15 protein-coding genes are annotated in these 19,327 nt (G+C 74.8%); 3 read left to right on the top strand and 12 right to left on the bottom strand.

Annotated elements, in window-relative coordinates:
- Positions 1-144: 144 nt before the first annotated feature.
- The 8 genes from OG896_RS09420 to rimP all read right to left on the bottom strand — a co-directional run bounded on the left by OG896_RS09420 (position 145) and on the right by rimP (position 11,751).
- Positions 145-4,242 carry a serine protease gene (locus OG896_RS09420; protein WP_329364109.1) on the bottom strand — a complete coding sequence of 1,366 codons (4,098 nt, stop codon included), beginning with the start codon at positions 4,240-4,242 and terminating at the stop codon, positions 145-147.
- Positions 4,243-4,616: 374 nt separating this feature from the next.
- Positions 4,617-5,513, bottom strand: coding sequence for a tRNA pseudouridine(55) synthase TruB (gene truB / locus OG896_RS09425; RefSeq protein ID WP_329364110.1), 897 nt, complete (start codon positions 5,511-5,513; stop codon positions 4,617-4,619).
- Positions 5,510-6,037 (bottom strand): 30S ribosome-binding factor RbfA, encoded by a 528-nt coding sequence (rbfA, locus tag OG896_RS09430; protein ID WP_329364111.1) that lies wholly within the window; start codon positions 6,035-6,037, stop codon positions 5,510-5,512. Before rbfA ends, truB begins: the two co-directional genes overlap by 4 nt.
- Positions 6,038-6,081: 44 nt before the next feature.
- Positions 6,082-6,378 (bottom strand): DUF503 domain-containing protein, encoded by a 297-nt coding sequence (locus OG896_RS09435; RefSeq protein WP_328470118.1) that lies wholly within the window; start codon positions 6,376-6,378, stop codon positions 6,082-6,084.
- A 102-nt stretch (positions 6,379-6,480) separates the two neighbouring features.
- On the bottom strand, positions 6,481-9,630 hold the full coding sequence (gene infB / locus OG896_RS09440; RefSeq protein ID WP_329364120.1) for a translation initiation factor IF-2: 3,150 nt from the start codon (positions 9,628-9,630) through the stop codon (positions 6,481-6,483).
- A 173-nt stretch (positions 9,631-9,803) separates the two neighbouring features.
- Positions 9,804-10,082 carry a YlxR family protein gene (locus OG896_RS09445; RefSeq protein ID WP_328470112.1) on the bottom strand — a complete coding sequence of 93 codons (279 nt, stop codon included), beginning with the start codon at positions 10,080-10,082 and terminating at the stop codon, positions 9,804-9,806.
- Positions 10,083-10,186: 104 nt separating this feature from the next.
- Positions 10,187-11,170: a transcription termination factor NusA gene (nusA, locus tag OG896_RS09450; RefSeq protein ID WP_328470110.1), complete on the bottom strand. Its 984-nt coding sequence runs from the start codon at positions 11,168-11,170 to the stop codon at positions 10,187-10,189.
- 2 nt (positions 11,171-11,172) lie between these two features.
- Positions 11,173-11,751, bottom strand: a complete 579-nt coding sequence (gene rimP, locus OG896_RS09455; RefSeq protein WP_329364121.1) for a ribosome maturation factor RimP — start codon at positions 11,749-11,751, stop codon at positions 11,173-11,175.
- Between the two features lie 140 nt (positions 11,752-11,891).
- Between rimP and OG896_RS09460 the strand changes: the two genes are divergently transcribed.
- Genes OG896_RS09460 through OG896_RS09470 form a run of 3 tightly spaced genes read left to right on the top strand, consistent with a single transcriptional unit; the run spans position 11,892 to position 13,885 of the window.
- A complete protein-coding gene (locus tag OG896_RS09460) occupies positions 11,892-12,455 on the top strand; it encodes a hypothetical protein (protein ID WP_329364122.1) in 564 nt (187 codons plus the stop codon).
- Positions 12,421-12,882: a ferritin-like domain-containing protein gene (locus OG896_RS09465; protein WP_329364123.1), complete on the top strand. Its 462-nt coding sequence runs from the start codon at positions 12,421-12,423 to the stop codon at positions 12,880-12,882. The genes OG896_RS09460 and OG896_RS09465 overlap by 35 nt, the downstream gene beginning before the upstream one ends.
- Positions 12,883-12,925: 43 nt before the next feature.
- A complete protein-coding gene (locus tag OG896_RS09470) occupies positions 12,926-13,885 on the top strand; it encodes an aminoglycoside phosphotransferase family protein (RefSeq protein ID WP_329364124.1) in 960 nt (319 codons plus the stop codon).
- 854 nt (positions 13,886-14,739) lie between these two features.
- On the opposite strand, the gene OG896_RS09475 is transcribed toward OG896_RS09470, so the two are convergent.
- From OG896_RS09475 to ispG, 4 genes are all read right to left on the bottom strand, one after another.
- A complete protein-coding gene (locus OG896_RS09475; protein ID WP_329364125.1) occupies positions 14,740-16,437 on the bottom strand; it encodes a proline--tRNA ligase in 1,698 nt (565 codons plus the stop codon).
- Positions 16,438-16,502: 65 nt separating this feature from the next.
- A complete protein-coding gene (locus tag OG896_RS09480; RefSeq protein WP_328470098.1) occupies positions 16,503-17,048 on the bottom strand; it encodes a GNAT family N-acetyltransferase in 546 nt (181 codons plus the stop codon).
- A 68-nt stretch (positions 17,049-17,116) separates the two neighbouring features.
- Positions 17,117-17,962 (bottom strand): GNAT family N-acetyltransferase, encoded by an 846-nt coding sequence (locus OG896_RS09485; RefSeq protein WP_329364126.1) that lies wholly within the window; start codon positions 17,960-17,962, stop codon positions 17,117-17,119.
- A 130-nt stretch (positions 17,963-18,092) separates the two neighbouring features.
- Positions 18,093-19,247 (bottom strand): flavodoxin-dependent (E)-4-hydroxy-3-methylbut-2-enyl-diphosphate synthase, encoded by a 1,155-nt coding sequence (gene ispG, locus OG896_RS09490; RefSeq protein WP_328470094.1) that lies wholly within the window; start codon positions 19,245-19,247, stop codon positions 18,093-18,095.
- Positions 19,248-19,327: the final 80 nt, after the last annotated feature.

The raw sequence follows: 19,327 nt of genomic DNA on the forward strand, positions 1-19,327 counted from the left end.
CCTTCCGCCGTCGCCGACGTGTCGCCTCCGGAGCCCTCCGACCGATCCGTTCCGGCCATCCCCACCGTCGGGACGGAGAACCCGGCGGCCGGCGCGGGTAGTTGGGCGCGCGAGGGCAACGGTGGACGCGGTGGCCGGGCGGGCTCAGGAGGCGACGAGGAGGTCATGGCGGGCGCTCGGGCCCAGCAGGGTGTCCCAGGTGGTGTCGGTCAGCCAGGTGCGCAGCAGGTGGGCGAAGGAGGGGTGCTCGGCGGCGAGGGCGACCACGGTGCGGTCGAAGCGGGCGGCGCCCTGGGGGGTGCGGGTGAGCAGCAGGGCGAGGCGGTGGACGAGGTCGCGGGTGAGCAGGGGGTGTTGCGTGGGGGCGGCGAGGGCCGCGGCGGAGAGGAGCGCGGCGAGCACGTCGGGGTCGCGCTCGGTCTCCAGGGCGGCGTCGAGCAGTTCGTGGCGCAGCGGCTGGGACAGGTGGGTGCCGGGGGTGGCGAAGACCGGCAGCAGGGCCGACCTGATCGGTGCGGGGTGGTCGCGCAGCAGGGCGGCGGTGAGGGTGCGCAGCAACGGCCTTGCGCCGGGGCCGTGTTCGAGCCGCAGGTCGAGGTAGCGGGCGACGTCGGGCGCGGCCTCCGGGTGCTGCTGGAGGTGGTCCTGGACGAGGACGGCGGCCCTGCGCGCGAGCACTGGTTCCCTGACGGCGGCGAGCGCGGCCAGCACCTCGGCCGCCCGCAACGCCGTACGACGCCCGGCCTCGGCGCCCGCCGAACCCTCCCCGACGCCCTCGCACGCGCCCTCGCTCTCGCTCTCGCTCTCGCCCCCGTCACCGCCCGCGGCGCGCAACCTCGTCCGAAACGCGTCGAGCACCATCTCGGGGTGCGTGTCCATCGCTTCGACCAGCGCGTCGGGCGCGAGGCCCGGATCGCCCGCGGCGAACCCGCGCAGCGCCGCCGGCAGATAGCGCACCCGGGTCGCGGGGTCGCGGACCAGCACTCCCAACGCCGCGCCGTGCAGACCGGTTTCGTCGGCCCGGGCGAGCAGCGCGAGCGCCGCGTACCGGAGCAGTTCGCGATCGGCGGGCCCGCGGGCGAAGCGCGCGACCCGGGCGCCGTACGTGGCAGCGGCGACCCGGCGGTCCGGGCGCGGGTCGTGCGCCCAGCGGTCGACGGCCCGGCAGATCGCTCCCGGATGGTCCTCGGCGAGCGCGACGAGCACCGCGTCGGCGCCGGGGTGCCCGGCGTCCACCAGCGCCTCGGTCAGCGCGTCGGGGGCGCGGCGGCTGTGGGTGTGCAGGAGCGCCTGCGCGGCGGAGGCGACGGTGAGGCGCCCGCCGACCGCGAACGGGTGCGCCGCCTGGAGCGGCCGGTCGTCGTCGAACCACCCGCACACCTCGGGCACCGCCTGCCCGCCCTGCTCGCGCACCAGATCCGACACCACGCCCAGGAAGCGGTCCTCCCGCCCGGCGCCGGGCGGCCCGTCCGCCGGGAGCAGCACCCTCAGCAGTTCCAGCCGGTCCGGCTCCGCCAGCGGCACCGCCCGCCAGAACCACGGCCCGAACTCGCCCAGAGCGCCCAGGCGTTCGGGGACGAAACCGCCGGCCGCGATCGAGCGCACCACGATCCGCCCGGCCAGCGCGCGCAGTACGGGCAGCAGGGGCCCGGCGTCCTCCACCCGCAGCAGCGCCTCCCGCAGCAGGTGCGCGGCCCACCACTGGGCCTCGGTCCGGCGCCGGTCCGCGCCGGGCGCCACCGCGGGCACCAGCGACGCCCGCCCGGCCCCCCAGGGCTCCCCCGGCGCCGGCTCCGCCACCCGCGCGGGGACGAGCGCCCGGCCCCGCACGTTGGGCACCGTGTCCGCGTCCAGGTCCGTGCCTCCCGGCTCCGGTCCGGCCGGATGGCGACCCCAGGCCGCAGTCGCGGCCGCGGTCGGCGGGCCCACCGGCCGCACCGGCGGGTGAGCCGGTCCCGCCCACCCGGGCCGCCCGTCGTCCAGCACCTCGACCAGCGCCCCGAGATGCGCCGCGCGCGACTCCGGAGAGGCGAGCAGCAGCGCGCCCACCACCGGCCCGGCCCGGTGCCTCGGCACGGGCAGCGAGCGGGGGCGGCCGGAGGGGCCGACCGGCGGCGCGGGCGGCACCGGCGGCACCGGCACCGACCGGCCGTACGCCCCGCCGTACACCCCAACGCCGGCCCCCGAGCCGCCGCCGGCCCCGGCGGACCGCCCACCCGCCCGCGACGGGAGCCGCACGGGCGCGTCCCCCGGCACGAGCGGCGGCACGGGGTGCCCGGCGGACGGCGACCAGCGGTGCACCAGGGCGTTCAGGGCCGTCGCCAGGTCCAGGTGGAGGGACTGGACCCAGTCGCCGAACTCCTCGTGTGCGAAGCGGTATCCCGCCCCGGCCGGCACCAGCAGGCCCTCGGCGAGCACCGCGGACGCCCACCCCGTACGCCACGGGAACAGTTCCTCGAACGCCTCCCGGTCCAGCTCCCCCTGCCCCGGGCCCAGGCAGCGCCGGGCCGCTTCGTGGGCCTGCCCGGCCACCCGGGCGGCCAGCCGGCGCAGCCCCCGGCCGCGTACCGGCGGCGAGGTCGGTGTCGCGGCGCCCAGCCGCACCGCGATCCGCAGGCACGCCGCGTCCAGGTACGCGGCGAACACCTCCGCGCGGCTCGGCGCCGGCCCCTCCTCGGCGAGTTCGCCGAGCGCGGCCCGCACCTGGGACAGCAGCCGCAGCGTGAGCGGGTGCCCGGCGTCCCGGGGGCGCAGGGCGGCGTCGGGCAGGCCGTGCCGCTCGCGGGCCTCGGCCGCCTCCGTCCCCGCCAGGTCCCCCAGCCGCACGCAGGGCGGCAACGGCAGTACGGGCGCGCCGGGTTCGGCTTCCGCGCCCTCGCCCCCGCGCGCCCCCGGCACGTACAGCAGCTCGGCCGGCAGCATCGCGCCGGCCTGTTCCCAGAACTCGGGTCGGCACGCCACGACCAGCCTGGCCCGGCTGGTCCGCAGCCAGCCGGCGGTGGCGGCGGCCCACCCGGCGAGTTCGTGGGCGAGGACGGGCGGCATCTCCTCGGGTGCGTCGAGCAGGACGACCAGGGGGCGGCCGGCGGTGCGGGCGAGGACGGCGACGTCCTCGGTGGGATCGGCCATGCCGTACGCGAGCGGGGGGTGCTGCGGCTCGCCGGGGGCGTGGCCGGCCGCGCTGACCACCCGGGCTGCGGTGCGCAACGCGCGTTCCACGGCGTCCTTGACGCTGCCGTCGCCCGGGCGCAGCTCCGCGCCGCGCAGCCAGACCGTCGGGGCCGGGTGGGCGGCTTCGTGGCGGCGGGCGGCCAGCGCGGCGAGTTCGGTGCTGCGGCCGGTGCCGGGCTCGCCGACCAGGCCGAGGGCGAGCGGCGCGGCCTCGCCGCGGCGGCCGAGGAAGTCGTCGAGCGCGGCGGCGATCCGGGGTCTGGCCACCGGGTCGCGCCAGGGTTCCGGGGCGCTGCCGGCCGAGCCGACACTGGTGGCGGCCAGGTGCAGGGCGCCCGCGAGGTTCAGGTGCGGGCCGTACGCCGGCACGGTCGCGGCGGCCCGGGCGACCAGTTCGGCCAGCGGAGGGGGCGAAGACGCGGCGTGCAGCGGCACCGCGAAGCCGCCGGCGCGGTGCCCGGCGTGCAGGGCGGTCACCACCACCGCGAGGACGGCGCCGGTCGCCGCGTCGACCACCGGGGTGCCGGACGCCTGCGGGCCCGCCTCGGCCAGGTCGGCGCCGTCGAGCGCCAACTCGTAGACGCCCTCGATCAGATGGAAGCGGTCGGTCGCGGTGTATGTGACCGCGGTGGTGCCCAGCACGGTCGCCGCGGCGGCCTGCGGCAGCCGCAGCACGGCCCGCCGCTCGGGGTGCCCGGGACCCGCGGGCGCGATCGGCAGGGGGCGTACGTCGAGGCCCTCGGTGGCGACCAGCGCGAGCCCGCACCCGGGCAGCGGGGTGACCGCCTCGGCCTCGACCAGGCACACCTGCTCGCCGGGGGCGTGCAGCACCAGTCGCGCGAGGCCGTCGACCGCCTCGTGGCTGGTGATCAGCGTGCCGTCGCGGTCGGCGAGGAAGCCGGTGCCGCGCGGCCGTCCGGCCAGGTCGCAGACCCGGATCAGCGCGCCCGCGCCACCGCCGGCGCCGCCCGCGCCGTCCTGCGCGCCGGTTCGTCCGCCGGCCTGTTCGCCGGCATGCCCGGCCCACCCGGCCCACGCCCGGGTCCTGCCACCACTGCGCACCGCTGCCATGACCGGCTCTCCCCCACTCCGCCCGCGCCCCCCTGCGCCCCGTTTCGTCCCGCTATCGACGGTAGGTGGCGGAAGATCCGGCGCCAAGATCGCCGGAAGAACGCGCCCCCCGTGCGACCCTCCGTTCACTCCGAGCGCCCGGCCATCCGGGTGATTTCGGGGGCTCGGGTGGACAAGGACAGCTCAGGGGGGTTGGAGGGGGTCGTGGGGCGGGGCCGCCAAGGGGACAGGCGGTCCCGTCGCACGGCAGGGCAGGCGTAGACGTACGGCGGGACCTCCCGCACGCGTCAGGGCCGGTGTACGGCGGGACCTCCCCGCGCCCGGCAGGGCCGGTGTACGGGAAGGCGTTCCCGTACCCGCCCGCACCCTGCCGGCTACTGCGCGAAGCCCGCCACGATCTTCGCGTGGCCCTGCTGCTCCTCGACCAGCGCGAGGAAGCGGCCGTCGGGCCCGAAGGCCGCGTGGGTGCCCGCGCCGAGCGCCGGAGTACCGATCCTGACCCCGTTGCCGAGCAGCCGGGCCTGGTCGGCGTCGACGTCCCAGCGGGGGAAGGCGGCAGCCGCGGCCCGCTCGATCGGCAGCACCTCGAAGGACTCCTCCAGCTGCTCCAGCGTGCGCGCCCCCGTCAGGTCGTACGGCCCGACCCGGGTGCGGCGCAGCGCCGTGAGGTGGCCGCCGACACCGAGGCCGGCGCCCAGGTCGCGGGCGAGCGCGCGGATGTACGTGCCGGAGGAACAGGTCACGGTGACGTCGAGGTCCAGCAGGCCGGGCGCGCCGTCGGGCACCCGCATCTCCCGCACGGTGAAGGCGCTGACCGTCACCGGCCGGGCGGCCAGCTCGAACTCCTCGCCCTCGCGCACCCGGGTGTAGGACCGCACCCCGTTGACCTTGATGGCGCTGACCTTGGACGGCACCTGGAGGATCGCCCCGGTGAGCGCGGCGACCCCCGCGTCCACGGCGGCCCGGGTCACGTCGGCGGCGGACGCCTCGGAGGTGACGTCGCCCTCGGCGTCGTCGGTGACCGTGGACTGGCCGAGCCGGATGGTGGCGGCGTACTCCTTCTCGGTGAGCGCGAGGTGGCCGAGCAGCCGGGTGGCGCGCTCCACGCCGATCACCAGCACACCGGTCGCCATCGGGTCGAGGGTGCCCGCGTGGCCGACTCGCCGGGTGCCGGCCAGCCGGCGCATCCGGGACACCACGCCGTGCGAGGTGAGCCCGCCGGGCTTGTCGACGACGACCAAGCCCGACGGGCCTTCCTTCCTGGGACTCATGCCTGGGTGCGACCGTCCTCGTCGCCGGCCGCGGCGGCCGGGCCGTCGTCGTCCGAGGCGGCTTCCGCGCCCTCGGTGCCGGCCTCGTCGTCGAGGTCGTCGTCCTCGGCCGGCTTGCGGTACGGGTCCGCCTCGCCGGCGTACTGGGCGTCGGTGGCGGTCTTGCGCACCTCTTCGTCGGCCGCGCGGGCCTTGGCCAGCAGGTCGTCGATGGTGCGGGCGTTGTCGGGCAGCGCGTCGGCGACGAACGCCAGGCTCGGGGTGAACCGCACCCCGGTCTGCCGGCCGACCTCGGAGCGCAGCACGCCCTTGGCGCTCTCCAGGGCGGCGGCGGAGGCGGCGCGCTCCTCGTCGTCCCCGTAGACCGTGTAGAAGACCGTCGCCTCCCGCAGGTCACCGGTGACCCGGGTGTCGGTGATCGTCACATACCCCAGCCGCGGGTCCTTGATCCGCCGCTGAAGGGTCTCCGCGACCACGACCCGGATGCGGTCCGCCAGCTTTCGCGCCCGCGCGGTGTCGGTCATCGTGTTCTTCTCTCTTCACTCGGTTGGTTCGGTCCGTCGTCCGGTCAGTCGTCGTCGCCGCCGTGGATACGCTGCCGTGTCGACAGCAGATCCACCTCCGGGCGGGCGACCATCCAGCGCTCGCACCGGTCGAGTACGTCCTTGACGTGCCCGAGGTCGCCGGACACCGTCGCGATCCCTATCTCGGCCCTGCGGTAGAGGTCCTGGTCGCCGGTCTCGGCCACGCTCACCGCGAACTTGCGGTGCAGCTCGGCGACGATCGGGCGGATGACGGACCTCTTCTCCTTCAGCGACCGTACGTCACCGAGCAGCAGGTCGAAGCGGAGCGTTCCTACATACATGACTGTGAACGGTACAGGCGACGGCCGGGGCCGATCGACGGCTTTTCTGCCGTCGACCGGCCCCGGACCGGTGGTGCTGCCCGCCGTCGGCGAGCCGTGGGATCAGCCGCGCGGCTTCTCCCGCATCTCGTAGGTGGCGATGACGTCGTCGATCTTGATGTCGTTGTAGTTGCCGAGGTTGATACCGCCCTCGTAACCCTCACGAATCTCGGTGACGTCGTCCTTGAAGCGGCGCAGGCCCTCGATGTTGAGGTTCTCCGCGATGACCTTGCCGTCGCGCAGCAGGCGGGCCTTGGTGTTGCGCCGGACCTCGCCGGAGCGCACCAGCACACCGGCGATGTTGCCGAGCTTGGAGGAGCGGAAGACCTCGCGGATCTCGGCGGTGCCGAGCTCCACCTCCTCGTACTCGGGCTTGAGCATGCCCTTGAGCGCCGCCTCGATCTCCTCGATGGCCTGGTAGATCACCGAGTAGTAGCGGACGTCGACGCCTTCGCGTTCGGCCATCTGGGTGGCACGCCCGGCGGCGCGCACGTTGAAGCCGATGACGATGGCGTCGGAGCCGGTCGCCAGGTTGATGTCGGACTCGGTGACCGCACCCACGCCACGGTGCAGCACGCGGATGTCGACCTCCTCGCCGACGTCGAGCTGGAGCAGTGCCGATTCCAGCGCCTCGACCGAACCGGACGCGTCGCCCTTGATGATGAGGTTGAGTTCCTGCACCTCACCGGCCTTGAGCGCCTCGTCCAGGTTCTCCAGCGAGAACCTGCGGCCCTTGCGGGCGAACGCCGCGTTCCGCTCGCGGGCGGCACGCTTCTCGGCGATCTGCCGGGCGGTGCGGTCCTCGTCGACGACGAGGAAGTTGTCGCCCGCGCCGGGCACGTTGGTCAGACCGAGCACCAGCACCGGAGTCGACGGAGCCGCCTCCTCCACGCTGGCACCGCTGTCGTCGAGCAGGGCCCGGACCCGGCCGTACGCGTCGCCGACCACCATGGTGTCGCCGACCCGCAGGGTGCCGCGCTGGACCAGGACGGTCGCCACGGCGCCGCGGCCGCGGTCAAGGTGGGCCTCGATCGCGATGCCCTGCGCGTCCTGCTTCGGGTTGGCCCGCAGGTCGAGCGAGGCGTCCGCGGTCAGGACCACGGCCTCCAGCAGGCTGTCGATGTGCAGGCCCTGCTTGGCGGAGATGTCGACGAACATGGTGTCGCCGCCGTACTCCTCGGCGACCAGGCCGAACTCGGTGAGCTGACCGCGCACCTTCGTCGGGTCGGCGCCCTCGACGTCGATCTTGTTGACCGCGACCACGATCGGTACGTCCGCGGCCTTGGCGTGGTTGAGCGCCTCGATCGTCTGCGGCATCACACCGTCGTTCGCCGCGACCACGAGGATCGCGATGTCGGTGGACTTCGCACCACGGGCACGCATGGCGGTGAACGCCTCGTGACCAGGGGTGTCGATGAAGGTGATCGCGCGCTCTTCGCCGTTGACCTCGGTGGCGACCTGGTAGGCACCGATGTGCTGGGTGATGCCACCGGCCTCGCCCGCGACCACGTTGGTCTTGCGGATCGCGTCGAGCAGGCGGGTCTTACCGTGGTCGACGTGACCCATGACGGTCACCACCGGCGGACGGGAGACCAGGGCGTCCTCGCCGCCCTCGTCCTCACCGAACTCGATGGAGAACGACTCGAGCAGCTCGCGGTCCTCCTCCTCCGGGCTGACGATCTCCAGCACGTAGTTCATCTCGCCGGCGAGCAGCTCCAGGGTGGAGTCGGACACCGACTGGGTGGCGGTGACCATCTCGCCGAGGTTCAACATCACCTGGACGAGCGACGCCGGGTTGGCGTTGATCTTCTCGGCGAAGTCGGTGAGCGAGGCACCGCGCGACAGGCGCACGGTCTGGCCGTTGCCGCGGGGCAGCAGCACGCCGCCCACGGACGGGGCCTGCATGGCCTCGTACTCCTGGCGCCGCTGACGCTTGCTCTTACGGCCTCGGGCCGGACGGCCACCGGGGCCGCGACCGAAGGCGCCCTGCGTTCCGCCACGGCCACCCGGGCCGCCCGGACGTCCGCCGAAGCCGCCGGGGCGCGGACCGAAGCCGCCACCGCCGCCGGGGGCACCGCCACCGGGACGGGGACCGCCGAAGCCGCCACCGCCGCCACCGGGACGACCGCCGCCACCGGGACCGGCCGGACGGCCGGCGAAGCCGCCGCCGCCACCGGGACGCCCACCGGGACCGCCGGAACGGCCACCGGGGCCGCCGCCGGGACGCCCACCGGGACCGCCGGGACGGCCGCCCGTGGAGGGCGCGGGACGCTGCGGCATCATGCCCGGGTTCGGGCGCGGGCCCGAGGACTGCGGGCGGGGCATGCCGCCCGGGGACGGACGGGAGCCGCCGGGGCCGCCCTGACCGCCACCGGGACGCGGGGTGCCGCCGGGGCGCGGGGCGCCGCCGCCGGGACCCGCGGGACGCGGGGCACCGCCCTGGCCGCCGCCGGGACGCGACGCGCCACCGGGGCGCGGCATGCCGGTGGAGCCGGACGTGAACGGGTTGTTGCCGGGACGCGGACCGGCCGGGCGCGGAGCGCCGGGACGGGCACCGCCCTGGCCGCCCTGCCCGGACGCGGGGCGGTTGCCGCCGGGGCGGCCGCCGTCACGCTGACCGGCGTCGCGCTGACCGCCGGCCGGAGCCGGACGGGCCGGGCGCGGACCGGGCGCGGCGCCACCGGGACGCTGGCCCTGGGCTGCCTGACCCTGGCCCTGACCCTGACCTGCGGCCGGGGTCGTGGGCGCGGACGGGGGTGCCTGGAACTCCGCGGCGGGCACGGGTGCGGCCGGCGCGGGCTTGGGCGCCGGGGCCGGCTTGGGGCCGGGGCGCGGGCCGGAACCGGACGGCGGCGTGGCGCCACCGCTCGGGGCGGCCGGGGTCACCGGACCGCCGGCCGGCTTGGGCGCCGCCGGGGCAGCCGGACGGGCCGGCGTACCCGGGGTGGGGCCGACCGGCTTGGGGGTGCCTCCCGGGCGGCCTGCCGCCGGGGAGGGCGCCGTCTTGCGCGGCGCGGACGGCTTCGCAGCGGACTTGCCGGCGCTACCGCCGCCGGGTCCCTGGAAAGCGTCAGTCAGTTTGCGGACAACCGGCGCCTCGATCGTCGAGGACGCCGAACGGACGAATTCGCCGAGTTCCTGGAGCTTGGCCATGACGACCTTGCTCTCGACTCCCATCTCCTTGGCGAGTTCGTATACCCGGACCTTAGCCACTTCGCTCCTTTTAGGTCCGGGGTGATCGTCCGCCGGACCGTCGCTACTTCATGGGCGTACTCATCGCGTACTCATCGAGTGCTCATCGCAATCTCGACCTACTTCCATCTCGCGAGGTACCTGACCGCACGGTGCATCCGTGCCGTTCTGCTTCTTACGGGTTCTACCGGTTCCTACGGGGCTGCCTGCTCGACGCACCGGCGCAACTCCGCGGTGTCCGGCGCGACCGGTCCTTTGAAGGCCCGGGCGAACGCCCGACGGCGGACCGCCAGGTCGAGGCAGGCAAGGGCAGGATGCAGATACGCACCCCGACCGGGCAGCGTACCGCGAAGATCGGGAACGCACGCGCCCCCGCTCACCGCCACACGCAGCAGATCGCTCTTGGCCGCGCGTTGACGGCAGCCGATGCACGTTCGCTCCGGGCATGCTGACGTCAGCGTCCGACCAGACACCCTTTAGTCTACCTCCCCGCGCCAACCTCACTCCTTCGAGTGGGTCAACGGACGCTTGTTCGTCCGGAACTCACAGCCTCGCCGGTCCGGCGGAGGCCGCCGGCTCAGTCCTGCTGCTCGGTGTCCGGCCTGATGTCGATCCGCCACCCGGTCAGCCGCGCGGCGAGCCGGGCGTTCTGGCCCTCCTTGCCGATCGCCAGCGAGAGCTGGTAGTCGGGCACGGTCACCCGGGCGGACCGGGCGGCGGCATCCACCACCTCGACGTGGGAGACCCGGGCCGGCGAGAGCGCGTTCGCCACCATGTCCGCGGGGTCGTCCGACCAGTCCACGATGTCGATCTTCTCACCGTGCAACTCGGCCATCACCGCGCGCACCCGGGCGCCCATCGGGCCGATGCACGCGCCCTTGGCGTTCAGCCCGGAGCGGGTGGAGCGCACCGCGATCTTCGTACGGTGCCCGGCCTCGCGGGCGATCGCCTCGATCAGCACCGAGTTGTCGGCGATCTCGGGCACCTCCAGGGCGAAGAGCTTCTTCACCAGGTTCGGGTGGGTGCGCGAGAGGGTCACGGAGGGGCCGCGGGTGCCCTTGGCGACGCGCACCACGTAGGCGCGCAGCCGGGTGCCGTGGGCGTAGTCCTCGCCGGGGACCTGCTCCTGCACCGGCAGGATCGCCTCCAGCTTGCCGATGTCGACCAGCACGTTCTTGGGGTCCTTGCCCTGCTGGACGACGCCGGTGACGATGTCGCCCTCCCGGCCGGCGTACTCCCCGAAGGTGACGTCGTCCTCCGCGTCGCGCAGCCGCTGCAGGATCACCTGCTTGGCGGTGGAGGCGGCGATCCGGCCGAAGCCGCTGGGGGTGTCGTCGAACTCGCGCGGCTCGGCGCCCTCCCCCGCCTCCTCCTGGTCCTCGGTCGCCCATACGGTGATCTGACCGCTGGTCCGGTCCAGCTCGACCCGGGCCCGGCGGTGGCTGCCCGGCTCGCGGTGGTACGCGATGAGGAGTGCCGACTCGATCGCCTCGACCAGCAGGTCGAACGAGATCTGCCGTTCGGTCACCAAGCCCCGCAGGGCCTTCATGTCGATGTCCACGGCTACGCCTCCTCAGTGCTCTCGTCGTCTTCGTCTTCGACGGTCTCGTCGCCGCCGTCCGTCTCGTCGTCCACCTCGTCGTCGGCGCTGTCGTCGGCGCCGCCGCTCTTGCGGTTGAACTCGACCTCGACCCGCGCCCTGGCGATCTCGCCGAAGTCCGCCCGGGCCGGCTTGGGCTTGCGGCCCTTGACGCCCGGGACCTCCAGGTCGAGGCCCTCGTCGTCCACCGCCATGATCCGCGCGATCAGCTCTCCGCGCTCCTTGAGCTGGAGCTTGACCAGGCGGCCGGCGTTGCGGCGGAAGTGCCGCGGCTCGGTCAGCGGACGATCGGTGCCGGGTGAGCTCACCTCGAGGACGTACTCGGTCTCGCCCATGGCGTCGGACGCGTCGAGGGCCTGCGACATCGCGCGGCTCAGCTCGGCCACGGCGTCGAGCTGCACGCCGTCCTCCGCGTCCACGACGACCATCAGCTGCCGGCGCTTGCCCGCCGCCGACACCGTGACCTCTTCCAGCTCCAGTCCCGCCTCGCCGACCAGCGGCTCAAGCAGTGCGCGCAGCCTCTCGCTGTGGGTGGTGCTCATCCGGGTGACTCCTCGGCCGCGTCTGCTGTTGTCATGGAAGGTCGCGTGTTGGACCGCACTTTACCCGAGTTCGACCACCCCCCGAACGCGCTGCGGGGCGGCCGCCCGGATGCCGCCGCGTCACCCCTACACTCCCTGTCATGATCCCGAAGCTGACCCGGCGTAGCGCCGTGGCCATGGCAACCGTCGGTGTGGTGGCGGGGTGCTCCGGCGGCCGGGGCAGTGCCTCCACCGCCGTGCGGGCCGACGACGCGCCGGACGCGGCGCGGCAGGCACGCGAGGCCCGGGACAGCACCGCACTGGTCGCGCGGTACGACGCGGTGATCGCGGCGTACCCGACGCTGGCCGCGCGGCTGGCACCGCTGCGGGCGGACACCGCCGCGCATGTGCGGGCCTTCGGCGGCCGGGCCCCCGCCGCCCGGTCGTCTCCGGCGTCCGGCAACGGCAACGGCAACGGCAACGGCAACGGCAACAACAGCAGCACGGGGTCTCCGGCGACTCCCACCTCCACGGGCTCGGCGTCCGCCGTGCCCGCCACCGCCGACAAGGCCCTGGCCGCGCTCGCCGCCGCCGAGCGCGCGCTCGCCGACCGCCGGTCCGCCACACTGCTCGACGCGCCGGGCGCCCTCGCCCGGCTGCTCGCCTCGGTGGCCGCGGCAGGCGCGGGCCATGTCGTCCTGCTCGGCCGCCCGGCCGGAAAGTGAGCGCACGGTGAGCACGATCGTCGACGCCGCGCAGGCCGCCCTCGCGGCAGAACACGCGGCCGTCTACGGCTACAGCGTGGTCGGCGGCAAGGTGGCCGACTCCCGCAAGGCCGAGGCGCGGCAGGCGTACGACGCGCACCGCGCCCGCCGGGACTCGATGGCCCGCACCGTGGCGGACCTGGGCGCGGTCCCGGTGGCCGCTGCCGCCGGCTACCGGCTCCCCTTCGCGGTGACCGGGTCCGCCGACGCGCTGCGGCTGGCTGGGTACCTGGAGGAGCACGTCGCGGGCGCCTACGGCGACCTGGTGGCGGCGGCGATAGGCGGGATACGGCAGGACGCGGCGGGCGCGCTGCGCGAGGCGGCGGTGCGTGCCGTGCGCTGGACCGGCGGCGGCGTAGCCTTCCCGGGGTTGACCGAGGAGCGCTGACCGGCGGGCCGCAGGGGGCGTACGACGGAGGGAACGCGACACGATGAGCGCAGCGGCGCACGAGGGCGGCGGCGAGGGCGACCGGTCGGCGGACCTGGCCCTCGAACCGCCCGAGCGGCTCACCCGCACCGTCACCGCCTGGGAGGGCGAGGCCGGTCGCGCGTGGCTGGCCCGGCTGCCGGAGACCGTCGCCGGCTACCTCGACCGGTGGGGGCTCACCGCGGAGCGGGTCTTCGCCGCGGGCGGCCAGATCAGCATGATCGTGCTGGTCCGCACGGACGACGGCACGCCGGCGGTGCTCAAGGTCGGCATGGTCAACCGGGAGACCGCGCAGGAGCACGCGGCGCTCGCGCACTGGGGCGGGCGCGGCGCCGTACGCCTGCTGCGGGCCGATCCGGAGCAGGGCGCGATGCTGCTGGAGCGGCTGCACGCCGACGTGTCGCTGCGCTCGCTCGCCGAACCGAAGGCGATGCTCGAAGCCGCCGGGGTGCTCCAGCGGCTGTGGGTGGCACCCGCCGACGCGCACCCGTTCACCACGGTCGAGGAGTACACCGGCGCGCTGGTGCCGCTGCTGCGAGAGCGGCGCGGGCAGCCGTACGCCGAGGACGCGCGGCCGCTGATCGACGAGGCGCTGGCCCGCTGGGAGAGCCTGGTCGGCACCGCCCCCGAGGCGGTGCTGCTGCACGGCGACTACCACCACGGGAACGTGCTGGCCGGGGACCGCATGCCATGGCTGGCGATCGACCCCAAGCCGCTCGTCGGCGAGCGGGCGTACGACCTGGCGTGGCTGGTACGGGACCGGCTCTCCACGCTCGCCGCGCAGCCGGGTTCCCGGGCGGCGGCCCGGCGGCGCCTGGCGAAGCTGGCGGATTCTCTCGAGGTGGACCCGGAACGGCTCCGCGGCTGGGCGTTCTTCCGTGCGGTCGAGGCGGGCGTGTGGGGGTTGGCGGTCGGTGGCCGCGAAGACGGCGAGCTGCTCCTGGAGTTCGCGACCTGGTTGTAGCGTTTCAGCTCCCCGCCGCGGAGCGCCGCGCGTACGGTACGGCTCCCCGCCAAGGCGTGCCGGGCGCCGCTCCCGGGTGCCACCCGGTGACCGGTTGCCCGCGCAGTTCCCCGCGCCCCTTCGGCTACACGCCATCCTGGCCGACGCCAGTCCCCGACCACAGGCCGGCCGGTGGCAGGCCGCGCAGTTCCCCGCGCCCCTTCGGCTACACGCCATCCTGGCCGACGCCAGTCCCCGGCCACAGGCCGGTCAGTGGCCGCCCGCGCGGCTCCCCGCCGCGGCATGCCGCGCGCCGCTCCCGAGTACCACCCGGTGACCGGTTACCCGCGCAGTTCCCCGCGCCCCTTCGGCTACACGCCATCCTGGCCAACGCCAGTCCCCGGCCACAGGCCGGTCAGTGGCCGCCCGCGCGGCTCCCCGCCACGGCATGCCGCGCGCCGCTCCCGAGTACCACCCGGTGGCCCGTTGCCCGCGCAGTTCCCCGCGCCCCTTCGGCCACACGCCATCCTGGCCGACGCCAGTCCCCGGCCACAGGCCGGTCAGTGGCCGCCCGCGCGGCTCCCCGCCGCGCCGTGCCGCGCGCCGCTCCCGAGTACCACCCGGTGACCGGTTACCCGCGCAGTTCCCCGCGCCCCTGGATTTCCGCGGCTTTTCCGCGAAAAGAGTGTCACCGGCCCAGGGGCAGGGGGTATTTCCCGGCGAAGCCGGGGGGAGAGCTGAGCGCCAGGCCACCCACTGGAGGGATGGCGGAGGCCCGACCGCAAGGGGCAATCACCCAGGGGCGCGGGGAACTGCGCGGCCGGCTCGCCACCGGGGGGTGGTCCCTGAGCCGACAGGACACCGGACCCCGGGGGTCAGGCACCCCGGAGACGGGCGACCGCGTCGGTCAGGGGGAGGTCCTCACGGGTGCCGGTGCGGCGGTCGCGGAGTTCGAGGACGTCGTCGGCCGCGCGGCGGCCGGCAACGAGCACACGGGGCACCCCGATCAACTCGGCGTCCGTGAACTTCGCCCCCGGCGATACCCCGTCGCGGTCGTCGAGGAGGACCCGCAGCCCGGCGGCGTCGAGTTCGTCGGCCGCGCGGGCGGCAAGCTCGGCCGCGCCCCCCTTGCCCGCGGCGACCACGTGGACGTCGGCGGGGGCGACCTCGGCGGGCCAGCACAACCCGTGGGCGTCGGCGGTCTGCTCGGCGAGGGCGGCGACGGCGCGGGAGACCCCGATGCCGTAGCAGCCCATGGTGACGCGGGCCGGCTTGCCGTCGGGGCCGAGGACGTCGAGGCGGAAGACGTCGGCGTACTTGCGGCCGAGCTGGAAGATGTGGCCGATCTCGATGGCGCGGTCCAGCCGCAGCCCGGCGCCGCAGCGGGGGCAGGGGTCGCCGGCCTCGACGGTGACGACATCGAGGTGGCGGTCGACGGTGAAGTCACGGCCGCATACCACGTTGGCGGCGTGCCGGCCGGGCTTGTTGGCGCCGGTGACCCAGGCGGTGCCGGCGGCGACCCGGGGATCGGCGAGGTAGCGGATGCCCAGCGTGCTCAGGCCCTGCGGGCCGACGTAGCCGCGTACCAGGTCGGGCCGGGCGGCGAAGTCCTCGGCGGTGACGATCTCGACGGTGGCGGGGGCGAGGTGCTCGGCGAGCTTGCCGAGGTCCACCTCGCGGTCGCCGGGCACGCCGACCGCGGTGATCTCGCCGTCGACCTTCACCAGCAGGTTCTTCAGGATCGCGGCGGCGGGCACCGACACCGCGGCGGCCAGCGCCTCGACGGTGGCGGTGCCGGGGGTGTCCAGTTCCTCGACCGGGCCGGGGTCGGCCGCCGCGGGGACCTGCGCGGTGAAGACGACCGCTTCGGTGTTGGCGGCGTAGTCGCACTCCGGGCAGTCCGCGAAGGTGTCCTCGCCGGCCGCGGCGGGCGCCAGGAACTCCTCGGACGCCGAGCCGCCCATCGCCCCGGACACCGCGGAGACGATCCGGAAGTCCAGGCCGAGCCGGCGGAAGATCCGGGTGTACGCCTCCCGGTGCAGCCGGTACGCCTCGGCGAGCCCCTCCGGCGCGAGGTCGAAGGAGTAGGCGTCCTTCATCTGGAACTCGCGGCCGCGCAGCACCCCGGAGCGGGGCCGGGCCTCGTCGCGGTACTTGGTCTGGATCTGGTAGACGATCACCGGCAGGTCGCGGTAGGAGGTGACCTGGTCCTTCACCAGCAGGGTGAAGCTCTCCTCGTGGGTGGGCCCGAGGACGTAGTCGGTCCCCTTGCGGTCGGTGAGCGTGAAGAGCAGGTCGCCGTACTCGTCGGCGCGGCCGGTGGCGTCGTACGTCTCGCGGGGCAGCAGCGCGGGCAGCAGCACCTCCTGGCCGCCGATCGCGTCCATCTCCTCGCGGACGATCCGGGACACGTTGTCCAGCACGCGCTTGCCCAGCGGCAGCCAGCTCCACACTCCCGCCGACGAGCGGCGTACGTACCCGGCCCGGACCAGCAGCTTGTGGCTGGTGGTCTCCGCGTCGGCCGGGTCGTCACGCAACGTCTTGAGCAGCAGCCTGGACATGCGCAGGACCATCGTGTTCTCCGTGTTCCTCGAAGGTCCGGCGAGGATATCCAGCGGGCGGGCGGGGGCCGTAGCGGTTATTCCGGGCGGCGCGACAGCGGCAGCGGGGCGCCCATCACGGCGTAGGGGCGGGGCGCGCTGGGGAAGTGCACGGGGCGGGCCAGGTCGCGGTAGCCGAGCGCGCGGTACAGATGGCGGGCGGGGCTCTCGCCGTCGATCGCGGAGAGGATGCTGCGCGGCTCGGTGGCGGTGTCGGTGATCTCGGTGATCAGCCGGCGGCCGATGCCGCGGGACTGGAAGTCGGGCAGCACATGCAGTTCGGTGATCACGAAGGAGTCGTCGAGCCAGCCGTCGTTGCCCTGCGCGCGCAGGTATGGCTGGACCACGCTCGACCACCAGTGCGCGCGGTCGTTGGGCAGGCCGTAGACGAAGCCGACCATCCGGCCGTCGGATGTGCTGTGTGCGGCCAGCGCCCGCGCACCCGTGCACGCCAGGTGGCGCAGCACGATCTGCCGGCGGATCGCGACCTCCTCCGGCCCGAGCCCGAACGCCACCGCCTGCACGCCCAGCGCCTCGTCCACGTGCTCGCTGAGCGCACACGGGCCGACCACCACGTTCTCCATGACGCGCGACCCTATCGCCTCCCGCCCGCCCCCTCTTCCCGGGCACCGTGCGAGCTCTGCTCCGACGCTCAGAACAACACGGACATCAAGGCGCCGACTTCCGTGAAGCCGACGCGGTGGTAGGCGGCGCGGGCGGGGGTGTTGAAGTCGTTGACGTAGAGGCTGGCGACCGGGGCGACGTCGCGCAGGGCGTAGTGCAGGACCGCGGCCATGCCGGTCTCGGACAGGCCGCGGCCGCGGTGCGAGGGGGCGACCCAGACGCCCTGGATCTGGCAGGTGTGCCGGGTGACGGCGCCGATCTCGGCCTTGAACACCACCTCGCCGTCCTCGATCCGGGCGAACGCCCGCCCCGCGGAGACGAGTTCGGCGACCCGCGCCTGGTAGAGCAGCCCACCGTCGCCGGCCATCGGCGAGACGCCGACCTCCTCGGTGAACATGGCCACGCAGGCGGGCATGATCACCTCCATCTCGTTGCGTTGCACCCGGCGGACGAGCGGGTCGGGGGCCACGTCGGCGGGCAGCGCGCGGGTGGTCATCAGGGGCTGCCGGGCGCGCACCTCGCGGGCGGGACCCCAGTACGGTTCGAGCCGTGCCCACAGGTCGGCGGTGGCGTCGACCGGGCCGACGATCGACGAGCAGCGGCGGCCGGCTCTGCGGGCGCGGTCGGCGAACGCGCTGACGGCCTCGGGGGTGGCGCAGATCGGCACGAGGTTGGCGCCCGCGTAGCAGAGCGAGGTGAGGCGGCCGGCGGAGTACCAGCCCCACATCTCGCCGCCGAGCCGCCAGGGGTCGAGGCCGGCGATGTTGACCCGCGAGGTGACGAACGCGTTGGCGACCGGGTCCCGGTCCAGGACCGCGAGGGCGGCGTCGAGATCGCCCGGTTCGAGGACGCGGGCGGTCGGTTGGGTCAGCACGGGCGCGCCTGACCGTACGGTCCGCGCTCCTCGGCGGACGAGGTCAGCGGGCACCGCGGGCGGCTGCGGTCGGGTGCGCCGGGTGCCGCGTTCGGTGCCCCGAACGCGGCACCCGGCCGGAGACGTGCGGTCAGGAGACGCTCACCTGCGGCTCACCGGACGCGGCACCGGCCGCCTCCATCTGCTCGGCCAGCTTCATGGCCTCCTCGATCAGGGTCTCGACGATCTGCGACTCGGGCACGGTCTTGATGACCTCGCCCTTGACGAAGATCTGCCCCTTGCCGTTGCCGGAGGCGACACCGAGGTCGGCCTCGCGGGCCTCGCCGGGGCCGTTGACGACGCAGCCCATCACGGCGACCCGCAGCGGGACCTCCATGCCGTCCAGGCCGGCGGAGACCTGGTCGGCGAGCTTGTAGACGTCGACCTGGGCGCGGCCGCAGGACGGGCAGGAGACGATCTCCAGGCGGCGCTGGCGCAGGTTCAGCGACTCCAGGATCTGGATGCCGACCTTGACCTCCTCGGCGGGCGGCGCGGACAGCGAGACCCGGATGGTGTCGCCGATGCCCTCGGCGAGCAGCGCGCCGAAGGCGACCGCGGACTTGATGGTGCCCTGGAAGGCCGGCCCCGCCTCGGTGACGCCGAGGTGCAGGGGGTAGTCGCACTGCTGCGCGAGCTGCCGGTAGGCGTTGACCATGACCACCGGGTCGTTGTGCTTCACGGAGATCTTGATGTCGCGGAAGTCGTGCTCCTCGAAGAGCGACGCCTCCCACAGCGCGGACTCGACCAGCGCCTCGGGGGTGGCCTTGCCGTACTTCTCCAGCAGCCGGCGGTCCAGCGAGCCGGCGTTGACGCCGATCCGGATCGGCACGCCCGCCGCCGAGGCGGCCTTGGCGATCTCCTTGACCTTGTCGTCGAACTGCTTGATGTTGCCGGGGTTGACCCGGACCGCCGCGCAGCCCGCGTCGATCGCCGCGAAGACGTACTTCGGCTGGAAGTGGATGTCGGCGATGACCGGGATCTGGGACTTCCGGGCGATGGTGGCGAGCGCGTCGGCGTCGTCCTGGGTGGGGCAGGCGACCCGGACGATCTGGCAGCCGGACGCGGTCAGCTCGGCGATCTGCTGGAGGGTGGCGCCGATATCGGAAGTGCGGGTGGTGGTCATCGACTGCACGGAGACCGGCGCGTCGCCGCCCACCGCGACGCTCCCGACCTGGATCTGACGGCTTTTGCGGCGGTCGGCGAGTTTGGTCGGAACATCCGGCATACCGAGCGAAATCGCGGTCATCTGCGTGGCATCCCCAAGGTGTGGAACGAGGTCCCGTCGTGGGCGGGCTCCAGCATCGAGATTACGACACCCCGCCCACG

This window comes from Streptomyces sp. NBC_00669 (assembly GCF_036226785.1).
GTDB lineage: Bacteria > Actinomycetota > Actinomycetes > Streptomycetales > Streptomycetaceae > Actinacidiphila.

Bases quoted from the DNA above. Each gene is read 5' to 3' on its own strand.
- truB (WP_329364110.1), bottom strand. From the start codon at position 5,513: ATGAGTCCCAGGAAGGAAGGCCCGTCGGGCTTGGTCGTCGTCGACAAG.
- OG896_RS09470 (WP_329364124.1), top strand. From the start codon at position 12,926: ATGAGCGCAGCGGCGCACGAGGGCGGCGGCGAGGGCGACCGGTCGGCG.
- OG896_RS09460 (WP_329364122.1), top strand. From the start codon at position 11,892: ATGATCCCGAAGCTGACCCGGCGTAGCGCCGTGGCCATGGCAACCGTC.
- OG896_RS09475 (WP_329364125.1), bottom strand. From the start codon at position 16,437: ATGGTCCTGCGCATGTCCAGGCTGCTGCTCAAGACGTTGCGTGACGAC.
- rbfA (WP_329364111.1), bottom strand. From the start codon at position 6,037: ATGACCGACACCGCGCGGGCGCGAAAGCTGGCGGACCGCATCCGGGTC.
- ispG (WP_328470094.1), bottom strand. From the start codon at position 19,247: ATGACCGCGATTTCGCTCGGTATGCCGGATGTTCCGACCAAACTCGCC.
- rimP (WP_329364121.1), bottom strand. From the start codon at position 11,751: ATGAGCACCACCCACAGCGAGAGGCTGCGCGCACTGCTTGAGCCGCTG.
- OG896_RS09465 (WP_329364123.1), top strand. From the start codon at position 12,421: ATGTCGTCCTGCTCGGCCGCCCGGCCGGAAAGTGAGCGCACGGTGAGC.
- OG896_RS09480 (WP_328470098.1), bottom strand. From the start codon at position 17,048: ATGGAGAACGTGGTGGTCGGCCCGTGTGCGCTCAGCGAGCACGTGGAC.
- OG896_RS09435 (WP_328470118.1), bottom strand. From the start codon at position 6,378: ATGTATGTAGGAACGCTCCGCTTCGACCTGCTGCTCGGTGACGTACGG.
- OG896_RS09420 (WP_329364109.1), bottom strand. From the start codon at position 4,242: ATGGCAGCGGTGCGCAGTGGTGGCAGGACCCGGGCGTGGGCCGGGTGG.